Raw genomic sequence first — 18,074 nt, forward strand, 5'->3', positions numbered from 1 at the left:
ATGGGGCTTGCACTGATGGCATCGGCGTTTTTCTATGCCACCCTGCCCCAGCCACCGATCCAGTGAGAACGCCACGTCGATGACAATTCAGGGCAGACAAGCACCGACTGAAATTCTTCGGTTGCAGAATCGGTCAATGGATGCCTTACATGTAAGAATGACAAATTCTACATCTGATTTGAGTCGCAAATACGTAGCTGCCCACCGGGCGCGGCTGAAAGCTGCCGGTCAGGTGTCTGTTACGACAGTTTTGTCGGCCGAGACTGTTGAACAGCTCGACCGGCTCAAGGAGCAACGTGGCGTGTCATCGCGTGCGCCGCTGATCGAGGAAGCTGTGAGGGCTTATATTGAAAACTTGAGGGCATAAACGAAAAAACCCCGCCGTTGGCGCGGCAGGGGTTTTTGAGACTGTAGCGACCTGTGTTGAGGAACAACGAGGAACACTCATCTAATTTCCTCTTCAACATAGGTGAGATTTTCAGAACCCGCAAGATGCTATTCTTGCGGGAACGCTAAATCTTTGCCTGCCGTCTCGGTCCTCCTAAACAGGAGTTGGGAACAACCATGTCGGGATTGATGAGGGCGGCGCTTTCGAAAGCCTCGCCAAGGCGGAGCCATCGCTCCGGGGAGCGCGTGCGCCGTCATTCTAGGCTCAAGGGCCATTGCGAAGGCGGGTTCTGGAAGCCTCTCACCAAGAAAGACGGCTGGCGCCTGGTCGTGCTGGCTGAAGAGTATGACCGGCTGCGCAAGGAGCCAGGCAAGAAGAACGGGCCACTGGGCACGGTCGCGATCCAGATCCTGCGCTACATGATCAACCGCATGCACGAGAAAACGGGCCAGCTCGATCCGTCGCTGCAGACAATCATGACAGCGACAGGCAGATGCAAGGATGCGATCTGCAAGGCGCTGAAGCGGCTGCAGGAGCATGGCTTCATTGAGTGGCTGCGCCGCTATGTGCCGACTGGCAATGATGGCGCTGGCCCACAGGTGCAGCAGACCAGCAATGCCTATCGCCTGATGCGCCCGCACAAGGCCGAGAAGGCCGTGCAGGCCGCAAACGCCCCTGCCCCCGATGACCAGGCGCTGCACGCACGCCAGCAGGCCGCTGAACGCGCGCTCTACGAAATCGAAGAGATAGGCGGCCGCCACATCGTCGAGGCTTTGGCGACGACAACCAGCACCACAGGGAAATGGGCTCGCGACCTGCTTGATTTATTGAAGGAGCGTGAGTCCGTTAAACGGACAGAACCCCAACTTAGATATCTTTTATAATAAGCGGAGGCCGCTTGCTCGGGCCGCTGACGCGCCCCTGCGGCCATTCCGAACCGCGTTATGTGCGGTTCGGCGGCACCAACTAAGAAATATAGCCACAACATCACCTGTGGCTAGCGGAGCAATGGGCTTATGAAGATTTCAGGAGAGATGCGGATAGAATGGCATTCCAAGGGCATCACAAAGATTGATGGATAGACGGCGGTTTGTACAAATTAAGCACACGCAACGAAAGGGACATTTGTTGGCGTATTAGGTGCTGCACTCCCTGCTTGGCCAGAGGTCCATCTATCCGACAGGATGCGGACACAAACCAAGCTTGGCCTGCGCTTGAAGCATTGACCCGTCTGTATCTGTTCATACTTGGCTAAACGCGCTATATGTTGGATAGAGGAAAGACGATGAACCAGAAGCCCAAGAAAAAGATCGTAGTTCGCACCGCCCGCAACTCTCGCAAGGGTATTGGTGGAGGGTGGGCCTATGCCGCGGCGGCGAGTAGGCTTATCGGGGCATCTTACTCAAAAACTTCTGGACGCATAAAGCGCCGTGCGGTGAAAAGTGAGCCTTTGAAGGCTTCGCCTATAGAAGGCGATATTGATCCGGCAGCTTTTGTTCAAGAACTACTTGAGACCGATAAGATCATCATGGACTACCTCGCCCTCTAATGGCTGAGCCGCGTTGGTTGACGGCCGATCAGGTCATAGCCTTGAATGCAGCGATCCTGATCAGCACACAAGAAACACACTTCGTCAGAGATTTAGCCGCCTTGGAATCTGCGGTCGCTCGACCGCTTAACCGCTTCCATTATTTAAGTGATGAAGCGTTATCCAGCCTAACTGCTGACCTGATTTATGGTATCGGCAAGGCTCATGCTTTCGAGCAGGGAAACAAACGGACAGCTTGGGCAGCCGGCAGAATTTTTGCGCGCCTGAATGGCTATAACATTGTCGTGCCGAAGGAAATCCAAGAGCCGGTAGCGAAGAAGATCGAACAGATTCTTACCGCGGAAGCTGATGGTTCCAGACTGATCAGTTGGATTGAGCCCCTGCTGGTCAGGTCGAGCTAGAGCCGCTTTCTACCTGGGGGCGGTTCCGGCAGGGTGTCTACAGATGTTGATGGACCATATATGGCCGCTTTGCCGGAGAGTGGAAAGCCAGATATGTCTGCTTTCTAGAACGGAATGTCGTCCGATAGGTCAGAGGGTCTATCGGGAACAGCCCCTGTGGGAAGTGGGATGTTGGTGACGACGAAAAGATTGAGAATGTCGTCTCGATCCATGAAAAGGATTTGCGCTCTCTTGCTCTGGTCCAACTTCCCCCCGATCCAGTTACGCGCTTGCTTCGTAATTTCGCCACCAGCAATGATGAACGCATGGTCCACTAGAACGCGCCTGCTCAACTCGGGGTCAAAGATCTCATGACCGAGCATCATTGACACCTGATTATAGATCTCCGCCACATTGGCGTTACCGCTTTTGGTTACGCCGGAGGAATCGATCTTGCCCTTTTTTGCTTGGATGCCGAAATAGATTACATGCATTGTAGGCAGCGTAAATCGCATCCAGATATCTTTGCCGTACTCCAGTTGCTTATCAGCATGCCCGGCCGCGGTGATACGGTGATAACCAAGCTGCCGGAACATCGGCAGTAAGACCTCTTCAATTAGGTCGTCTTCACTGCATGTGTTGAGGTAATCCGATAACTGCGCTCGCTTCTTAATTTCTTCTGGAGCAAAAGGTCGGTGTGGGTTAGATACTTCAGTGATTTTATTAGTCTTGATGTGCCTGAACTGTAGCGTTGCGCTCTCGTCAAAATACGCTTCGTACCCCTCTTTTCGAAACGGCACATTTAAGACCTCAAGCGCCTTCGCTCGGTCGGCGTCATCGCCTTCCGCCTCTGAACGATCCATAAGCGTTCTGAACAAATGGACGAACCTTGGTGGCAACGCATTCGGCCCTGAAGATGGTTCTGACAACAGTTCTTGGAGTCTGTCTATCGCCCACATATAGCGAGTGCTGCCGTCGTGACGGAAAGGTAGGTCGCAATCCTCGAAAAACTGGCTGATATAGTAGCTGGAACGGTAAGGAAAATGTTCCGCGTCTCCTATAACACAATCCGCGAGCGCCCTTATGTTCTTGGATCTAAACATTGTGTCTCCACGTTGTCGCCAGGCCGAAATACGATTTCACTACGGGAAGTTGTTCATCTCATAAGGAATAGCAGCAGCAAAGCCCCATTGATTTTTTTTCATCCTAAACAGGGCCAGTCGGCGCGACACTGCGATTTTGGCCAACTCGAAGAAGCAGCCTTGCAGGAACATTAGCGGGCTCGGGTCCGGCTGGGGGCGGAATAACACTCGAAGCCAAACCGCAAATCCTCTGCCATGCGAGCGGCCTGACGCTTCCGATAAGGAGTACTTATCGGGGGAAAGCGGCTTGCTCCGTGGAGATCTGTCGAGCGGACAGAAAGGGGGCTTTAGCGTCCCGATGTCGGGTTTCGATACGTATTTTCAAATGATTAGCGCGCCGCCTTTGTGATGAGCCAGATGTTCGATGCACCCTGATTTCCACAATGCAGACAGCGGAGCTTCGGGCGCAGATCTTCCAGCAGCGCAAGCTTGCCAAAGCGCCGCGCCAGTCGTTGCCGGTCAACAAATCCCTCGCGCGAACAGTGGCCACAAACACCCTTGAGGGCGTACCACTCAGGGATCGTCTCGATCGTGGCAAGGCGACCGGTTACAGCCAGGCTGTAATCGTCTGGGAGCAGGTTTATGCCTCGCCGGTGCCTCATGTTCTCTTTGTGTTCTTATTTTTTGGCTGCCGTCAATACTCCTGTGCGGCAGCGCGCAAAAGAGGATTTCCAGTGCATCGCGTTAACGTGCGTCAACGTTGACGCATTAACGTTATTGCGCGTTAAACATGAAGCATGTTAACGCTCCTTAAAGCATTAACATGCACCATGACGCTACATAATGCTTCCAGATCAGGAGACAGCGATGCCCGTCATTGCCGTAGCAAACCCCAAAGGGGGCGCAGGTAAATCAACCACAACACTCGTTCTGGCGACTACGCTTGCTCGCCAAGGCGCGAGCGTCACAATACTGGACTGCGATCGAAACCAGCCCATTGCTGGTTGGAGAAGCGGCACATCCACCAATCCAGTGGTGGTCGATAGCGCAACCGACGAAGAAACCTTCAAGGCCAAGCTTGATCTTCACCGCACAAAGCAGCAATTCGTCTTCGTGGATCTGGAAGGTACGGCCAGCCGCCTCATGTCCCGCGCGCTTTTCCGGGCGCATCTGGTCATTATCCCGATCCAGGCTAGCCCGACAGACGCGGAGCTGGCCGCAAGGGCAATCCATCTCATCAAGGATGAGGGGGAATCCTTCGACAAGGTCATTCCGTACAGAGTGCTTTTCACGCGCACCTCACCCGCAATCCCAACTAAGCTGGAAAAGGCCATTCTTGCCCAGCTGAATGGTGGAGAGATTCCGCTCTTTCACAATCACCTGAATGAGCGCGCCGCCTTCAAAAGCATGTTTTACCATCAGGTAGACCTGACGGAGCTTGACGAGAGCGAGGTCAACGGACTGCCGAAAGCGCGAGAGAATGCAATTCAGCTCGCGGGGGAATTGATCAATCTGGTGACTGAACAGGAGAAGGCGGCATGAGCGGCAAGGATTTCGGCTTTGGCAACAAATTGACTGCCATTAAACCCGATACAGATCCGGCACCATCGGTGCCTCAGCACAAGATCGACGAGGTTGCTGCGCGTCACGGCTTTGTTTCCCGCGAACCGACGCAGAAAATCAGTCGCCGTCGCGAGGCAGAGCCATCGGCTAACCTGAACATCCGCCCGCCCATCACCACCTACAACCGCTTTGTGAACTGGTGCATGGAGAACCGCTACAGCTATCCAGAGGGGCTGAAGGAGTTGATGGATCGTGCCAATGTTAATTGACGCATTTGCGTTGACGTGCGTTAATCATGCTGCATCGTAGAGATGTAAGACGCATAACTGCGGTTGCCATGGCCGTCGTCATCAGTCTCGCGGCAGCATCTCTGACCGAGGCGCGAATCTACGCAATTGACGGAGACACGGTCGATATTGATGGCGAGCGCATCCGCATCGCCAATATCGACACACCCGAAATCGATGGCGCGCAGTGCGCAGCCGAGCGCCAGCTCGGCCTTCTGGCAAAGGAGCGCATGCGTGAGCTGGTGAGGGAAAAGCCGCTTCGAATCTTCCGAGGGGATCACGGCAGAAAAGTCGATCGGCATGGGCGCACATTGGCGAGGATCGAGGTCAAGGGCAGGGACGTAGGAGAAACCTTGATCCGCGAGGGCTTGGCACGAAAGTGGACCGGCAAGCGCAGTCCGTGGTGCGGCGGTCGATAGTCAAAATTGTAAAAAAATGAAATGCCGCCCGAAATCCTCCGAGCGGCCTGATATGCTTCAGCTTAGTGGCAAATTCGCAGGCATTGGCTTCTTGCCATCCAGAATGATGACCTCGCCCACGTCTTTGCCGGATCCGCCTGTGATCGTGTAAGTCAGCCCCACATTGACCATGGGGAATGCGGCGAAGGTTTCCCGCACGCCTGGTGTGTCGTTGAGCGAAACCATGAACCGCCCTTTGATGCGGCCGAGCCGATCTGCCAGGGCGGCAAAGCTTTCCCGGCTGAAAACGTTTTTTCCGTAATCGTTCTCGCACCCCCAATAGGGCGGATCAAGATAGAACAGCGTCTCTGGCCGGTCATAGCGGTCGATGAATTCCGACCAGTCGAGGTTTTCGATGACGACGCGGGAAAGCCGTTCGTGCACTGCCTCGAAGATAGGCCCGAGCCGGTTGATATCGAAGCGGGCAGGGCCGGTCGTATCCACGCCAAAGGAACGCCCGGAAATCTTTCCACCGAAAGCCAGACGCTGGAGATAGAGAAACCGCGCCGTGCGCTCCAGATCGGTCAAAGTTACAGGATCTGTATCCTTGAGGCGCTCAAATTCGCGCCTGGACGTGATCTGGAATTTCATGACCTCCATGAGTTGCGGATAGTGCCGCTGCAGGATCCGGAACACTGTTGCCACGTCTCCGGAGCGATCATTGATCACCTCGGAACGAGGAATGAGGGTGCGGCGGAAGAAAACGCCGCCCATTCCGACAAAAGGCTCGGCATAAAGAGAGTGGGGAATTTGCTCCAGCAGTGAGGCAATGCGCTGGGCAAGTTGCTTTTTGCCGCCGAGATAGGGGGCAGGCGGGGTAACAGGTCTCACACTTGTAAAATCAAACAGGTCCATTGTCAGGGATCATTTATTCTGCCATTGGCCGCTCGCCTGCAGGCGCTAGGGCGTGGCAATTAACCCCGGTGTTTGCCAGGCGGGGGGAGACTGCAATCAATACCCGCCGTTGCAGCTTGCAAGAGCTGCGGCCGCCCTATGCCGGGCAGCAGGAGAGGGCCGGACGGCGCTGAACCGTCCGGCCGCATTTGAAAAAAAAGCGTTGGTGCGGCCAACGCTTTCCTGTGTCACATCACTCGCTGGCTGGCTTTTTCCCGAACCACCTTGAAAGTGTCACCTCTGCACCACGCGGGCCGAGATAGGCCCCCATGGCAATCAGCCCGGTGGAAGCCGGTTGCTGAAGATTGAGCCAGGAGGCAAGCCCCTCGCCAATCAGGGCCATGCCAAGCGCGATCGGCAGCTCGTAGACGATCTCGCGGCCAAGAAACTTGCGGAAGCCCTTGCGCGCCTGTTGAACGTGCCACATCACCCGGCCAAGGGCTGCCCCCACCAGCGTTAGGCCAGCGCCGCCCAGCCAGGCGTCAATCATCTCCGCAAATGTGCGGTAGTTTTCGCTCATGGCTTCACTCCGCAAATCCTCTCCAGCTTCTCATTCTCGGCCAGGATTTGCCGCTGGGTCTCTTCCGTCAGGCGGTCATGCCGGGAGGGATGCACCGCCCGTGCAATGTCGCAATAACTGCCGTCAGTCGCGCAGCCACCGAGAGAGCCGATCATCAACAGCAGCGCCGTCAGCCTTACGCACTTCATCCTCAATTCCCCTTGCATTCCGCACTGCCTTTGCATCAGCCGCCTGTTGATCCGCCTTCGCGCTGGCTTTGCCGCCAGCGCGTCCGTAAAAGAAGGCACCCGCGAGAACCGCGAGGCCCGCGCCGAATGCCACGGCATAGGCTTTAAGTCTCAGCCACATCAGACCGGCACCTCTTTGCCCCGCAGCGTGTTCCAGCGGCGCTGTATGAGATCGCGGTTCCGATAAGCCACATAACCAAGCGCCAGGACCACAGCCGCGCCCGCGATCCAGCCCCATGGCAGGCCGGTGGACCAGGCGGCAACAGCCGAACCAATGCCGGTGCTGGAAGCTTTGGCGACAGCCTCACGCGCAGCGCCCGCATCGCGCCGGAGCTGCGAGAGCGTGGCAGGGCCGATCACGCCATCAGCGACCAGGTGCGGGTGGGCCTTCTGGTAGGCAATCACCGCCTCCTTGGTCTTGGCCCCCATCCACCCGTCGATGGCGCCGGGATTGAGCCCCGCCGAGGTGAGCAGCTCCTGCGCTTCCTTGACCACCGGATCAGGCGCGCGGACCGGCACCTCGGTGGCTCGGCGCGGCACGCCTTCAGGCGGGGCGGAATCAACTCCAGTATAGACGCCACGCTCAAACAGCATCGCCTCTTCCTTGCGACGGCGCACCAGTCCCGGCAGCTTTTTGCCGCCAGCGGTGCTGTAATGGGAGGCAAGATAATCCGCCGCGGCCTTCAGCTTTCCGGCACGCCACAGCGTAGCCCATTGCCAATCCATCACGGCAACGCCGAGGTTGAAGGCGGCAGAGCAAGCCGCATCTGCCTGATGCTGGGTGCGATCGGCAGGGCTTTTGGCAACAACGGCAGGCATGTATTCCAAGGCGATCACCGCATCGAGAATGGCGTCGGACTGCGCAGCCGTCAGTTTGGTTTTCCCCGGCACAAGCTTTGTGATGCCAAGCTTCGCCAGTTCGCGGCGGCAGCTATCGCTGCGGAGCGTGAAGCCTGTGCCGATCGTCGGGATCTTGCGCGGATCCAGATAGCAGGTGAGCGGATTGCCTTCGTGCAGGCGCACGAAAGCCCTCCCTTGAGGGGAGATCGATGTTACAGGCAAGGATGCCTCCTATAGCAATGTTGGGAGATGCGCAGCGCGCACGGTTTTGCGGCTATAACGCCGCAGGTCTGCCCGCGTGGGAGGCGCGGGGAGAGGGGCTTACTTCGCGCCGGGCTCTTTCAGCTCGGCGGCGGTGGTTGATCCGCCAGAGCGGTTGGCGCGGTGATTGACACTTTCCATGCGCCACGGGCCGTCGATGTCGGGCTTTGCGCCGGAAAGGTTGAGGATGCTTTCAGCCTGCGCTTGCGGAGCGAGATCGAGCAGAATATTGCCACCGCCTTTTTCGCGCTTGGCCTCGCCCTTGCGGCCTTTGATGCGCCGCTGCGCCTGGTCCTTGTCGGCAGATGGCAGGCGGATAACATTGGCGCTGTCGGGAGCATCGTCACCGGCATCGATCTCGATCTCTTCCTCGATCCACTTGGCCGCCTTGCGGTCGAAATAGCGGGACTTTGCCTTTTTCCAGACGCCGCGCCCGGTAAAGGGGGCAATGTCCCAATTGATCACATTGCCGCCCGTATCGGCCACGATCGCGTCGACAGAGGGCAAGGAACTGGAGCCGCGCTTGACAAGCACGGCCTGATTGCCCCGCAGCTTGAAAGTGCCGTGGATCTCGCGCGCCATGCGCTCGCCAATGTCCAGAAAACTTTCGCCATGGGCCGCCCAATAGGGAGCCTTGATATTGGCAAGCGCCGGATCGAGGCGGATGGAATAGCCCGCATTCTTGGCAGCCTGCTCCAGAAACTCGCCCAGCGTGGCATCGTCCTTGTGAAAGCTCTGGATCTCCTTGGCCTTGCCGCGCGTATCGAAGCCCTTGGCGCTCACGGGAATCAACCGCCCGCCACCGCGCGAGCCGGTGCTGCGGGCATTCTCGATGACACCTGAAAAGACCTCATAGCCTTTCAGGATCACGCTGATATCCAGCCCCTCCATGTCGAGGCGGATCTGGCCATCGGTATCGTCGATCGTCAGCGAGCAGGCATCACTGGTGATGCCTGCCTTGTCGGTCACGCTGATATCGATCAGATAGGGGCGCAAGATGCCGGTGCGATCCGCGCCACCGATATGGACCTCCCACGGAATAGACCAGACGGCGGGCTGGGAGAGGTCGTACAGGACGCCGTTGATAAACTGCTGCATCGTCAATCCCGAAAGAGGCTCTTTTGCTGCACACGGACCTCCTTTTGCGGAGGCAGATCCGGAATGGTGAAGCTGGCACCAAGCGGCAGCACCGCACCCAGCTCTGCAAGTCCGGGGTTCAGTTTCAGCGTTTCATTCACCAGCTCGCGCCCGCGCACGCCATATTTGCGGTGCAGCACCAGCTCGACCGTCAGCCCCTCACCGCGCACGGTAAATGTTTCCGGCATCAGAGACCTCCCAGCGCCTTAAAGAGCGAGAACAGCCCGCCAATGACATTCAGCGCATCGCCCTGCTGTTCTTCCGCCTGCTCAAGCGTGATGGTGTAGGCAATCTCGAAGCCCACGCCATTGCGCTGCACTTCGCGGTGCTCTTCATCGATCTGCTTGATGGCGTACCAGCCAGGCCGGGTGCCATCGCCCCGCATCAGCGGAAAGCGAGTCCCGGCGCGGCGCATGGCGTGGAGCACTTCCAACTGAGGGAGCCCGCCGATCCGCGAGGGCAAGGCCGTGCCGCTGATGATGATATCATCCTCGCCAATGCCTGTGCGCTCCTTGCGCTGGAGACCGCCGATCACCGGCTTTGCCACAAGCCCGCCGCTGGCCGATCGGCGCACGGAATCGGCGGGCAGGGGCCGCGTGTCGAGCACGACAGCACCAAGAATATATTGCATGATTTTCTCTTTCTGAGGGTAGACTCTCAACCGGCAGTTTGGTTTTCATCTCCCTTTCAAAAGGGGGATGTTTGAATGATCAAAAAGGTTATCGTCGCCGTCACGCTTGCATTTGCGTGCGCATCAACGGCCATCGCATCGTCTGCTGAAGACGCATACGACAATGAACGGGACATAGCCCTGGATGAAGCTACACGGGAAGCCTTCCTGAAAAAGCACGAAAACTGGAAAGCCAAAGACGGTTTCAGGCCGCCAGTAACCTCATGCATGGGTGATGATCCCATGTGTGAGCCATCCAGAGCAACTATGTTTGTGGATGCAAAATACGCGTACCAAGGGGTCTATCAGGCTCAACGAAACCTGGCCTTCTGCCTCGATGATGGGTGCTATGGCGCGGCCATACCAAATCGCAACCTCTCCTGCGCCTGGCGTATCGTGATTGCGGCGTCCGGCAATACGAAGGTCGACGCTCTGGACCTGACCAGTCTCAAGGCATGCCTTTCACAACTTGATGCAGCAGGGTTGGCCGCTGCTCGCACACAGGCAGCGGCCATCTTCAAAAGCGTTTACAAGCGCAACATTCCCGGCCCTTGGCGCTAATTGCCGAACCCGTTGGTCGAGGCCTGCACGCCGCTCATGCCGCTATTGTATTCCTGCTGCATAACCTGAACAACAGCGTGCGGGTCCTGCGCTCCATTAACCGTGACATTGAATGTCACATTTGGTTGCGGCATGTTGGCAATCGTCACAGGCCCGGCCAGCGACACGGATGGCGTGCCGGATAGGGTTACGGCAGGCGTGCCCTGAATGCTTACGGTGCGTCCGATATCGAAATCGTCGGCCTGCTTTCCGGGCAGGGTGTCCGTGCTCCCGCCCAACCCTGCCTGTCGGGAAATGCGGGCATCCGCCATGATGATTCTGGCGAGGGCGCTAACCGGCGCTTGTGTTGACGAGGCAGGAAACGCTTCCTTTTGCCACTGATACGCTGCACCCACAGGGTAGTTCGGATCGTCATGATATCCGGATAGCCAGCTCATATATTCGTCGACACTCAAGCCTCCACGGTTTCGATCTTGCCATTGCGAAACTTCGCGCATGCGCCTTTGCCACCATGTTGTTCCATCCCCACCTTTGTTTGCCGCCGCGACGATATCAGGGTCATAGGTTCCGCGCGACGTCCACGCCCGCGTCTCCTCTTCACCTTCCCTCAGATGCCGACGCCGCCTTTCATCTTCCGTTTCTGCTTTGGGACGCCTCAGGGGAGTGGGCACATCGGATACTGGAAGATCAAAGGGGTTGAGGTTTCTGGCACCACCCGGAAACTCGGCAGGAAGAAGCGTTTTACGCCCACGGCTAAGCATCGAATCCCTTTGCGCAAGCCATTCATAAACGCTCTTGATCTCTCCGTTCCCCTGCTGAATCAAGGCTTCCCTGTAGGCGTCCTTAAGTTCCTGATTGCTGGCGGAAGGCTTGAGCTTTTTGTAGCGATCTCTGAATTCACCTTCCTGTTGGGCTTTATCAGCAATCGTCTGTCCGGCTTCAGCGTCCTCCAATGCGTTCTTGTCTCGCAGCCATTGGTTGACTGTATCGAGTATTTTATTGGCCGTAGGTGCGACAGTCTTTCCGGATTGAATTGCCAGCTCTTCCATCAGCGTCTTCAAACGCTGAACCTTTGCGGCACTATCCTCCGCTATCTGGTCAAAATCGCGCAAGGTAGAGCCATCAACATTCTTCAGGCTTCGGGTCATGTCCCTCAAGGCATCACGCTGCATAATGAGCGCACGCACGCCTTGCTGCATCTCCCTATCGCCAAACAGCAGCGGGATCCTGGAAAGATCACCCTTGAGCGCCACCTGCGTCATATCGAGAAAGACATCCAGAACATCCTTGCCACTCTTGCGGGCGTCCTTCAGCGCCTTGGCTATGTCCACGCCCATTTCCTTGAATTTCGTGCGTGTTTCTTTGGTTTCCATTTTCTGGAACACATTGGCGAGGTTGGTGGCCGCACCTTCGGCAGTGCCGGATTGGTTGCGCACGATCTGCAGCATGGCCACCATTTTTTCGAGGCCTTCTGTGCCTTCGTAACCAAGCGCCGAAAATGCGGGCAGAAGCGAGGGCAGGTATTGCGCCATATCCTTCAGCTCGAACTTCCCTGCCTTGCCGCCTGCCACCAGGATATCGAACGCTCTCTGCATATCGGCGGCACCAATGCCGAGAGAACCGGCCATGGCATCGGCTGTCTTTCCAATATCTGCAACCTCGGCACCAGCCGCCTGCGCGGTCATGGCAACCGATGGCAGAAAGGCAAGCGAATCCTCCATGGATCGACCGGACGCTACCAGCGCCTCCATTCCTTCGGTGACCTTGTCGATCGGCATATATGCATCGTCTGCTGCCTTATGCAGCTGCCGCATCGTGCCGCCAACCGTGGAAAATCCCTTATCTGCGGTAATAGCGATGCGATTGATGCGCCGCTCTGCATCAGCGTAAGCACTAAAGCTTGCGGCTTGGCCCGCCACCATGACCGCACCAGCAGTCGCAGCCCGCCCCGCCCACATCATCATCTGCGCCTTGCGCTCCTGGGCAGCCTGTTGCTGGGCAATCATCAGGTTTTCCTGCGCCCGATGCTTACGGGAAAGATGCGCCCCGCGCTGGGCAAGTTCCAGCTCGCGTTCTGCCCTTTTCAGCCGGTCCAGATTGCCGATGGCGGTGCTGATGCCAGCGCCCGTTTTGTCTTTTAAGTCTACGACCATCGTTGCTGTGAGTTTGCCAGCCATCGGTTAGCCCTCGCTGACAAACTGCGGAACGATATCATGGAAAAGCTGGTGTACTGCCTCACTGTCCGGCCAGCGAAGCGCCTTGATCACCAGCGGATCGAGGTCGGCCAGACGCGCCAGAAACGCGCGACGGGAGGCGAGATCACCGTTGACATAGTCGTCGATCTCGCCCTGCGAGGGCAGGCGCAGCGTGATTTTGCGCAGCCATTTGCCGTTGACCTTGAGCGGCACCAGCAGCGCGTGAGAGCGCGCACCGGCTTGTGTGTTGACCTCAATCTTGAGGTCCGGCTCCAGGAGGGTGGCCGGTTCGATGTCATCAGCCGGCACGATGGGCGAGAGGTCGGAAAAATCGAGATCAAGGGCGGTCATGGCTCACCTTATGTCGAGAGATGGAGGTGTGGGCGGCATGGTGCCGCCCACTTCGATTACGAGATACCAATCGCTGCGCGATCCTCGGCGGTGATATCCACGCCGTTGACACGAATGATGCCTTCGCGATTATCGGCGTAGAACCACTCTTCGCCATCGACATGCAATTCAAGATGCTCGATCTGCTTGATGGATGAGTTGCAGCCCTTGAAATCACCGGGGGCTGCATCGTCCGGCGTCCATTCGGTAATCACGCCTTCCACATCCATGCGCACCGACACGCGCTTGCCTTTGTTGTTGCGCATGGCAGCCGCGAAGGTCCAGCTGCCCTGCAGGCCGGGCATCAGATCCTTGTCAAAGCCGTTGACCATGATGCCAAGCTGGATTGCTTCGAGCTTCGGGAAAAAGAACTCCACATCTAGCACGCCACCGCCAGAAGAATGCGGAACGGTTTTGTACTTCAGAGCGCCAAGAACGACCTTTTGCAGGATCGTTGACCGGCTATCCTCTGCCGCCGTCGATGGGCGAAAATCGACCATAGTCATGATGAGCGATGACTTTTGCGCCATGGCTTTACCCTTTCAAAAAATATGGGAAAGGCCCGCACCAAGGGCGCGGGCTATGAGGGAAATCAGGCGGCAGCAGCCAGGCCGGTGATGATATCGTCGAGCAGTATTTCGTTGGCTTCGCGGTAGCGGCGGATGGTGTGCTCCGCCAGTTTGAAACCGGAGACCGGCTCCATGGCGATATCCAGCGCCAGCCTGCCCAGGCGCAGATTTTCCGGGCTGTTCTGGTCCTTCCGGAACATCTTGGCCTTGGGTGCATAGCCCAGAATATTGCCATCCACCTTGTGGTCGCGCAGCATGAAGGCAATCGAGTTGATCCACGCCTCCACCATCGGTACATCAATCGTGTTCTTGCCGAGATACTCACGCGCAAGCCGGATGAGCTGCGTGGTGATGTAATCCGTGCCGCGCACCTGGTGGATCTGCTCCCACAGCGTGCTGGTCTGGGCGTTATCCATGCCGATGAAGACGAACCCGCCGTCAGAGACTGCACCATCGACCTCGGTTTCGCCCTGGTCGACGATGGCGATATTCGAGGCAAGCAGGCGCTGACCTTCGACCGAAGCATCCAAGAGATTGAATGCAATATCGCGAGACGTACCGGCCAACTTGTAAATCGCCCGGTTGCAGAAAGGCTTGAACGGCAGACCCTGATTTTCATTATCGACGCGGATCATCAGGCCCGCCACACGCGGAGCCATGGGCCGTGTGACGACATTTGCGCCCTCGTACACCCGCGCCGCGACACCGATCGGCATAATGCGCTCGCTGCTCAAAAACTCGCGATCGGAAACCGCAGCCTCATAGGAAAGATCACTCACATCGACCGGGGAGACCGCGAGGATCTTGCCGAGATTGGCCTCCAGCGCCGTCAGCACGGGGCTGGCCAGATTTGGCGCTGGCCGGAAGGCCGTGCGACCGGCGATCACGATGCGCGGCGTGGCCTTTGCCTTGCGCGGCACTTCTGCCAGGGAATTGACCACTTCCGCAATCGCCGCAGCCGTGAGAGCAGGCGTTGCCTTTTCCGGCACGCGCCACACGGTGACATCCGCGCCGCGATTGAGGCTGTCGAGCTGGGCGTTGATGCCGTTGACCGCATCGGCGGCAAGGCCCGTGCCGAGGGCTGCAAGCCCCTCCGCATCGGAGGAGGAAAAGCGGCGCGGCTCGTCCGTGCGAAACTCAGAGGCCGACGCGTCCTCGGACGTATCGATGATGAGAACTTTCGAGAAGTCCGCGCCGATAACGGGCATAGGCTCCGTCATCACGCGGGTAAAAGTCATGCCAAAGGCAGGTGAGGTCATTTTGATGTGTCTCCGGAAAGACGCGCCTGCCCTTCGGCGCTGGATTTTGGGCAACAAAAAACCCGCCTCGATGGGCGGGTTTCAGGTTCGGTTGGTGGAGCCGGTTACATCGGCTCGATGCGGTGGGTTAGCATCACCGCCGCCTTGACCGCAGCGAGGCGTTCGAGGGGCAAATCAAGTATGGTCAGCGCACCGACCGCGCTATTGCGGCGGCCTTCGCGAATGGCTTCCGCCGCCTGGTCTACCGCCTCAAGAATAACGGCGGCATCACGCTGCATGACGCTGATAAGGTGCTGAAAAGCTGCGAGTTTCTGTTGTTCTTCGGTCATTGTTTTCGTCTCCGTTTGCAATGACAGTGTTTTCGCTCTGGTCGGGCAAAAAGCCCAGCAATGCCAGTGCTTTAATCGCGCGGTTGAAAACTGGTTTTGCTCGTGTCCGGGCATGTGCGCGGATCCGAGCAATGGTTTTGCTGAGGCGTCAGGATTGCGCCGCTGCCCACATCCACAGCGCATCGATCTGCTCTGGCGGTAGGCCCATGGCAGCACCGATCTGGTTCACCAGCGGGTTGTCCCGCCTGTAATTCTGCGTATCCTGCCAGTCGATCAAAGCCGCCTCGCGCTCCAGCGGATCGGCAATTGTGCCGATCTGCGCTTCGACCTCTGCCGACGTGACGCCGATCGACAAGAGCCCGTTGCGGAGCTGCTTGCGCGTGAGCGTTGGGAAGAAGGGCGTCGATGGATCGATGACGGGTGGCGTGTCGGGGATTGGGTCTGGCGGCGGAGGCGCAACCCATTCACCATCGATCAGCCGAGCCATGTAGACCATGTCCGGTGTAGCTGGCACGAAGAGGGCTGCGATTTCCGGCATGAACACGGCGGCAGGGTCAAACTCGACGACTTCCGCGATGGTCTGGATGCCGTCCTGTTCAATGATACGTGCAAACATGACGGTCTCCCTCAGAGCGAGTACCAGATGATGACAGCGCCTGCGCCACCGTTGCCGCCGTTGGCGCTTGTAGAGCTGCTGTTTCCGCCGCCGCCACCACCGCCACCATTGCCGCCGTCTCCGCCCGCATTTGATGTGTCAGTGCCGCCGCCACATCCGCCGCCGCCGCCGCCGCCGAACCCGCCATTTCCGCCCTTGTTGCCACCCGTACCGCTCGATCCACCGCCGCCGCCACCGCCGAACCCGCCATTGCCACCAAAGGCAACATTGGCTTGACTAATCGCCCCACCGCCTCCACCGCCGCCACCAGGCCCGCCAGGGGCGCCAGATGATGTTTCGCCGGTCGATGCTCGCCCGCCGCCGCCGCCGCCGCCCTGTATTTCACGCAGCGTTATCCAGGGGCCTCCCCCCGCACCCGCCTCGGCTGAGAGGTATTCAGTGCCACTTCCTGCAGGCCGCGCTCGCCCCCCACGCGCCTGACCTAGCGAGCCAGATCCGCCAAGGCCGGGTTCGGAAATGGAGTCGCCGCCATCGCCGAGTGCGCCACCGCCACCCGCGCCTTGGTTAGTGCTTGCATCGCCGCCGCGCCCTCCGATACCACCGCCGCCAGCCGCTCCAGAGCTGTTAGCGTTTCCGCCGCGACCGCCCCATCCGCCGCCGCCGCCTCCGCCAGCGCCGGAGGCAGATTGAATACCGCCAGCGCCGCCGTTGCCGAATATAGAGCCAGAAGCGCCTCCCCCGTTCCCACCCTTAGAGGTGGTGCTGGGTCCGCCTGCGCCACCAGCGCCGCCATTCGCAGTCCATCCGCCTTGCACGGAGGCATGCACAGTCCCAGTGCCTCCTGCAGCAGGCGTTGCACTATTTACAACGCCACCAGCGCCACCTGTGCAGGTCAACAAGGTTGTGCCAGCAAGCATAACGGAAGTTGTGCCGCCACCGCCGCCAGCCGTATTGTTTGCCTGAGCACCAGCGCCACCAGCGCCGTAGGTAATGTTGAGAGTTTGACCCGGAGTAACGTTGATGACGCCACCGGCAGCGCCGCCACCCGCACCGCCATTCGACGTGGAGCCGCCGCCGCCAGAAGGTCTTGCGCCGCCGCCACCACCACCCACGGCCATGATTTCAAGCTGGGTGACGCCGGTTGGAACGGTGAAGTTACCAGAGGTCAGAATGACGCGGCGGATGTACGGGATCTTGCTGCCGCCAGACATGAATTGGGAAACATTGCTCATTGCAGCATCCACGTTGTGCCGTTGTACCAGATCAAGCAGGTGAGACCGGGGACATTGAGGTTGAGATCTTCGGCGAGACCCATGATGGTCTTGCCGTTGCGGGCGACGTTGGTCGCGGTCGTGTAGGAAAGCACCCCGCCATCAATCAGGCGGATGGATGCGCCTGCTGCCGGATTGGCAGGGAGCGTGAGCGTGATGCCTGCTGTAATGATGCGGTAAGCCTTGCCAGCCACCAGATTGGCGTTGGCGCTGAGAAGTAGCGCCTCAGCGGGCAGCATCTGGATCGCCGCAATGGCATCATTCCGCGCCGTGACCTCGTCAGCCAGCAGCGAAACCACTTCCGCGAAAGCAGCCTGGACATTGGCCGAGGTCAAACCTGCTATTGCCGACAGCGTAACATTCGTTGCGACGACGCCGCCTGTTTGTAGGGCTTGAAGCCGATCCTCTGCCAGGCCGATTGCCGTTTCTATGGCAGTCAGAAGATCCTGAACATTTTCGATCTGAGGAGCCACGGCATTGGCAAGCAATGCCTGCGCTGCGGCGATTGCGGCGTTGGATACTGCATCCTCAAAGCCGTCTGCTGCCGTTTCGACGGCGGACAGACGGTCTGCAAGGCTCGCATGAACCTCATTCCACAGTTGCGAACCGATATCGTGGTCGTCCGTGA

The 18,074-nt window shown here is 58.4% G+C and carries 25 protein-coding genes; 8 read left to right on the forward strand and 17 right to left on the reverse strand.

What is annotated here, in order from left to right; genetic code table 11:
* Positions 1-79 precede the first annotated feature (79 nt).
* The 4 genes from E8M78_RS19260 (at position 80) to E8M78_RS19275 (ending at position 2,338) form a co-directional block, all read left to right on the forward strand.
* Entirely contained in the window at positions 80-367 is a 288-nt protein-coding gene (locus tag E8M78_RS19260; protein ID WP_246658400.1) for a ribbon-helix-helix domain-containing protein, read from the forward strand.
* A gap of 197 nt (positions 368-564) precedes the next feature.
* Positions 565-1,272 carry a helix-turn-helix domain-containing protein gene (locus E8M78_RS19265; RefSeq protein WP_137136592.1) on the forward strand — a complete coding sequence of 236 codons (708 nt, stop codon included), beginning with the start codon at positions 565-567 and terminating at the stop codon, positions 1,270-1,272.
* A 401-nt stretch (positions 1,273-1,673) separates the two neighbouring features.
* Complete coding sequence (locus E8M78_RS19270) at positions 1,674-1,937, forward strand: hypothetical protein (protein WP_137136593.1); 264 nt, start codon at positions 1,674-1,676, stop codon at positions 1,935-1,937.
* Entirely contained in the window at positions 1,937-2,338 is a 402-nt protein-coding gene (locus E8M78_RS19275; RefSeq protein WP_137136594.1) for a type II toxin-antitoxin system death-on-curing family toxin, read from the forward strand. Before E8M78_RS19270 ends, E8M78_RS19275 begins: the two co-directional genes overlap by 1 nt.
* Before the next feature lie 104 nt (positions 2,339-2,442).
* On the opposite strand, the gene E8M78_RS19280 is transcribed toward E8M78_RS19275, so the two are convergent.
* Complete coding sequence (locus E8M78_RS19280) at positions 2,443-3,420, reverse strand: restriction endonuclease (protein WP_137136595.1); 978 nt, start codon at positions 3,418-3,420, stop codon at positions 2,443-2,445.
* A 368-nt stretch (positions 3,421-3,788) separates the two neighbouring features.
* Positions 3,789-4,061, reverse strand: a complete 273-nt coding sequence (locus E8M78_RS19285) for a hypothetical protein (protein WP_137136596.1) — start codon at positions 4,059-4,061, stop codon at positions 3,789-3,791.
* Between the two features lie 205 nt (positions 4,062-4,266).
* Here E8M78_RS19285 and E8M78_RS19290 point away from each other — a divergent pair, with 205 nt between their 5' ends.
* From E8M78_RS19290 to E8M78_RS19300, 3 genes are read left to right on the forward strand one after another with little or no spacing between them, the layout of a single operon-like run.
* Entirely contained in the window at positions 4,267-4,941 is a 675-nt protein-coding gene (locus E8M78_RS19290) for a ParA family protein (protein WP_137136597.1), read from the forward strand.
* Entirely contained in the window at positions 4,938-5,231 is a 294-nt protein-coding gene (locus E8M78_RS19295; protein WP_137136598.1) for a hypothetical protein, read from the forward strand. Before E8M78_RS19290 ends, E8M78_RS19295 begins: the two co-directional genes overlap by 4 nt.
* 26 nt (positions 5,232-5,257) lie before the next feature.
* A complete protein-coding gene (locus tag E8M78_RS19300) occupies positions 5,258-5,668 on the forward strand; it encodes a thermonuclease family protein (protein WP_137136599.1) in 411 nt (136 codons plus the stop codon).
* Between the two features lie 57 nt (positions 5,669-5,725).
* Here the strand turns inward: E8M78_RS19300 and E8M78_RS19305 are convergent, their stop codons facing one another.
* The 7 genes from E8M78_RS19305 to E8M78_RS19335 form a co-directional block, all read right to left on the reverse strand.
* Complete coding sequence (locus E8M78_RS19305) at positions 5,726-6,562, reverse strand: DNA adenine methylase (RefSeq protein WP_137136600.1); 837 nt, start codon at positions 6,560-6,562, stop codon at positions 5,726-5,728.
* Between the two features lie 232 nt (positions 6,563-6,794).
* Complete coding sequence (locus E8M78_RS19310) at positions 6,795-7,121, reverse strand: phage holin family protein (RefSeq protein ID WP_137136601.1); 327 nt, start codon at positions 7,119-7,121, stop codon at positions 6,795-6,797.
* Between the two features lie 123 nt (positions 7,122-7,244).
* Positions 7,245-7,469: a hypothetical protein gene (locus E8M78_RS19315; RefSeq protein ID WP_137136602.1), complete on the reverse strand. Its 225-nt coding sequence runs from the start codon at positions 7,467-7,469 to the stop codon at positions 7,245-7,247.
* Complete coding sequence (locus E8M78_RS19320) at positions 7,469-8,410, reverse strand: peptidoglycan-binding protein (protein ID WP_137136603.1); 942 nt, start codon at positions 8,408-8,410, stop codon at positions 7,469-7,471. The genes E8M78_RS19315 and E8M78_RS19320 overlap by 1 nt, the downstream gene beginning before the upstream one ends.
* Before the next feature lie 99 nt (positions 8,411-8,509).
* Complete coding sequence (locus E8M78_RS19325) at positions 8,510-9,547, reverse strand: late control D family protein (protein WP_137136604.1); 1,038 nt, start codon at positions 9,545-9,547, stop codon at positions 8,510-8,512.
* 2 nt (positions 9,548-9,549) lie between these two features.
* Positions 9,550-9,774: a tail protein X gene (locus tag E8M78_RS19330; RefSeq protein WP_137136605.1), complete on the reverse strand. Its 225-nt coding sequence runs from the start codon at positions 9,772-9,774 to the stop codon at positions 9,550-9,552.
* Positions 9,774-10,217, reverse strand: coding sequence for a phage tail protein (locus E8M78_RS19335; RefSeq protein WP_137136606.1), 444 nt, complete (start codon positions 10,215-10,217; stop codon positions 9,774-9,776). Before E8M78_RS19335 ends, E8M78_RS19330 begins: the two co-directional genes overlap by 1 nt.
* 75 nt (positions 10,218-10,292) lie before the next feature.
* Between E8M78_RS19335 and E8M78_RS19340 the strand changes: the two genes are divergently transcribed.
* On the forward strand, positions 10,293-10,817 hold the full coding sequence (locus tag E8M78_RS19340) for a hypothetical protein (RefSeq protein WP_137136607.1): 525 nt from the start codon (positions 10,293-10,295) through the stop codon (positions 10,815-10,817).
* On the opposite strand, the gene E8M78_RS19345 is transcribed toward E8M78_RS19340, so the two are convergent.
* The 8 genes from E8M78_RS19345 to E8M78_RS19380 all read right to left on the reverse strand — a co-directional run.
* Complete coding sequence (locus E8M78_RS19345; RefSeq protein WP_137136608.1) at positions 10,814-12,994, reverse strand: phage tail tape measure protein; 2,181 nt, start codon at positions 12,992-12,994, stop codon at positions 10,814-10,816. The genes E8M78_RS19340 and E8M78_RS19345 overlap by 4 nt on opposite strands.
* A gap of 3 nt (positions 12,995-12,997) precedes the next feature.
* The gene (locus E8M78_RS19350) at positions 12,998-13,363 is read right to left on the reverse strand and encodes a hypothetical protein (protein WP_137136609.1); all 366 of its coding nucleotides are present in this window, start codon (positions 13,361-13,363) and stop codon (positions 12,998-13,000) included.
* A gap of 56 nt (positions 13,364-13,419) precedes the next feature.
* On the reverse strand, positions 13,420-13,932 hold the full coding sequence (locus E8M78_RS19355) for a phage major tail tube protein (RefSeq protein ID WP_137136610.1): 513 nt from the start codon (positions 13,930-13,932) through the stop codon (positions 13,420-13,422).
* Positions 13,933-13,994: 62 nt separating this feature from the next.
* Positions 13,995-15,230: a phage tail protein gene (locus tag E8M78_RS19360; protein WP_137136611.1), complete on the reverse strand. Its 1,236-nt coding sequence runs from the start codon at positions 15,228-15,230 to the stop codon at positions 13,995-13,997.
* Positions 15,231-15,334: 104 nt separating this feature from the next.
* Positions 15,335-15,559, reverse strand: a complete 225-nt coding sequence (locus E8M78_RS19365) for a hypothetical protein (protein WP_137136612.1) — start codon at positions 15,557-15,559, stop codon at positions 15,335-15,337.
* A 148-nt stretch (positions 15,560-15,707) separates the two neighbouring features.
* On the reverse strand, positions 15,708-16,175 hold the full coding sequence (locus E8M78_RS19370; protein ID WP_137136613.1) for a hypothetical protein: 468 nt from the start codon (positions 16,173-16,175) through the stop codon (positions 15,708-15,710).
* A gap of 11 nt (positions 16,176-16,186) precedes the next feature.
* The gene (locus tag E8M78_RS23600) at positions 16,187-17,407 is read right to left on the reverse strand and encodes a hypothetical protein (RefSeq protein WP_205910270.1); all 1,221 of its coding nucleotides are present in this window, start codon (positions 17,405-17,407) and stop codon (positions 16,187-16,189) included.
* Positions 17,404-18,074, reverse strand: a 671-nt coding sequence (locus E8M78_RS19380) for a hypothetical protein (RefSeq protein ID WP_205910262.1), incomplete at its 5' end; no start/stop codon positions are given. The genes E8M78_RS19380 and E8M78_RS23600, both read right to left, overlap by 4 nt.

It is taken from the genome of Rhizobium sp. FKY42, assembly GCF_005222835.1.
Lineage (GTDB): Bacteria > Pseudomonadota > Alphaproteobacteria > Rhizobiales > Rhizobiaceae > Neorhizobium.

Bases quoted from the DNA above. Each gene is read 5' to 3' on its own strand.
- E8M78_RS19305 (WP_137136600.1), bottom strand. From the start codon at position 6,562: ATGGACCTGTTTGATTTTACAAGTGTGAGACCTGTTACCCCGCCTGCC.
- E8M78_RS19330 (WP_137136605.1), bottom strand. From the start codon at position 9,774: ATGCCGGAAACATTTACCGTGCGCGGTGAGGGGCTGACGGTCGAGCTG.
- E8M78_RS19370 (WP_137136613.1), bottom strand. From the start codon at position 16,175: ATGTTTGCACGTATCATTGAACAGGACGGCATCCAGACCATCGCGGAA.
- E8M78_RS19285 (WP_137136596.1), bottom strand. From the start codon at position 4,061: ATGAGGCACCGGCGAGGCATAAACCTGCTCCCAGACGATTACAGCCTG.
- E8M78_RS19355 (WP_137136610.1), bottom strand. From the start codon at position 13,932: ATGGCGCAAAAGTCATCGCTCATCATGACTATGGTCGATTTTCGCCCA.
- E8M78_RS19270 (WP_137136593.1), top strand. From the start codon at position 1,674: ATGAACCAGAAGCCCAAGAAAAAGATCGTAGTTCGCACCGCCCGCAAC.
- E8M78_RS19350 (WP_137136609.1), bottom strand. From the start codon at position 13,363: ATGACCGCCCTTGATCTCGATTTTTCCGACCTCTCGCCCATCGTGCCG.
- E8M78_RS19360 (WP_137136611.1), bottom strand. From the start codon at position 15,230: ATGACCTCACCTGCCTTTGGCATGACTTTTACCCGCGTGATGACGGAG.
- E8M78_RS19275 (WP_137136594.1), top strand. From the start codon at position 1,937: ATGGCTGAGCCGCGTTGGTTGACGGCCGATCAGGTCATAGCCTTGAAT.
- E8M78_RS19290 (WP_137136597.1), top strand. From the start codon at position 4,267: ATGCCCGTCATTGCCGTAGCAAACCCCAAAGGGGGCGCAGGTAAATCA.
- E8M78_RS19365 (WP_137136612.1), bottom strand. From the start codon at position 15,559: ATGACCGAAGAACAACAGAAACTCGCAGCTTTTCAGCACCTTATCAGC.
- E8M78_RS19335 (WP_137136606.1), bottom strand. From the start codon at position 10,217: ATGCAATATATTCTTGGTGCTGTCGTGCTCGACACGCGGCCCCTGCCC.
- E8M78_RS23600 (WP_205910270.1), bottom strand. From the start codon at position 17,407: ATGAGCAATGTTTCCCAATTCATGTCTGGCGGCAGCAAGATCCCGTAC.
- E8M78_RS19280 (WP_137136595.1), bottom strand. From the start codon at position 3,420: ATGTTTAGATCCAAGAACATAAGGGCGCTCGCGGATTGTGTTATAGGA.
- E8M78_RS19295 (WP_137136598.1), top strand. From the start codon at position 4,938: ATGAGCGGCAAGGATTTCGGCTTTGGCAACAAATTGACTGCCATTAAA.
- E8M78_RS19345 (WP_137136608.1), bottom strand. From the start codon at position 12,994: ATGGCTGGCAAACTCACAGCAACGATGGTCGTAGACTTAAAAGACAAA.
- E8M78_RS19260 (WP_246658400.1), top strand. From the start codon at position 80: ATGACAATTCAGGGCAGACAAGCACCGACTGAAATTCTTCGGTTGCAG.
- E8M78_RS19265 (WP_137136592.1), top strand. From the start codon at position 565: ATGTCGGGATTGATGAGGGCGGCGCTTTCGAAAGCCTCGCCAAGGCGG.
- E8M78_RS19315 (WP_137136602.1), bottom strand. From the start codon at position 7,469: ATGTGGCTGAGACTTAAAGCCTATGCCGTGGCATTCGGCGCGGGCCTC.
- E8M78_RS19340 (WP_137136607.1), top strand. From the start codon at position 10,293: ATGATCAAAAAGGTTATCGTCGCCGTCACGCTTGCATTTGCGTGCGCA.
- E8M78_RS19325 (WP_137136604.1), bottom strand. From the start codon at position 9,547: ATGCAGCAGTTTATCAACGGCGTCCTGTACGACCTCTCCCAGCCCGCC.
- E8M78_RS19300 (WP_137136599.1), top strand. From the start codon at position 5,258: ATGCTGCATCGTAGAGATGTAAGACGCATAACTGCGGTTGCCATGGCC.
- E8M78_RS19310 (WP_137136601.1), bottom strand. From the start codon at position 7,121: ATGAGCGAAAACTACCGCACATTTGCGGAGATGATTGACGCCTGGCTG.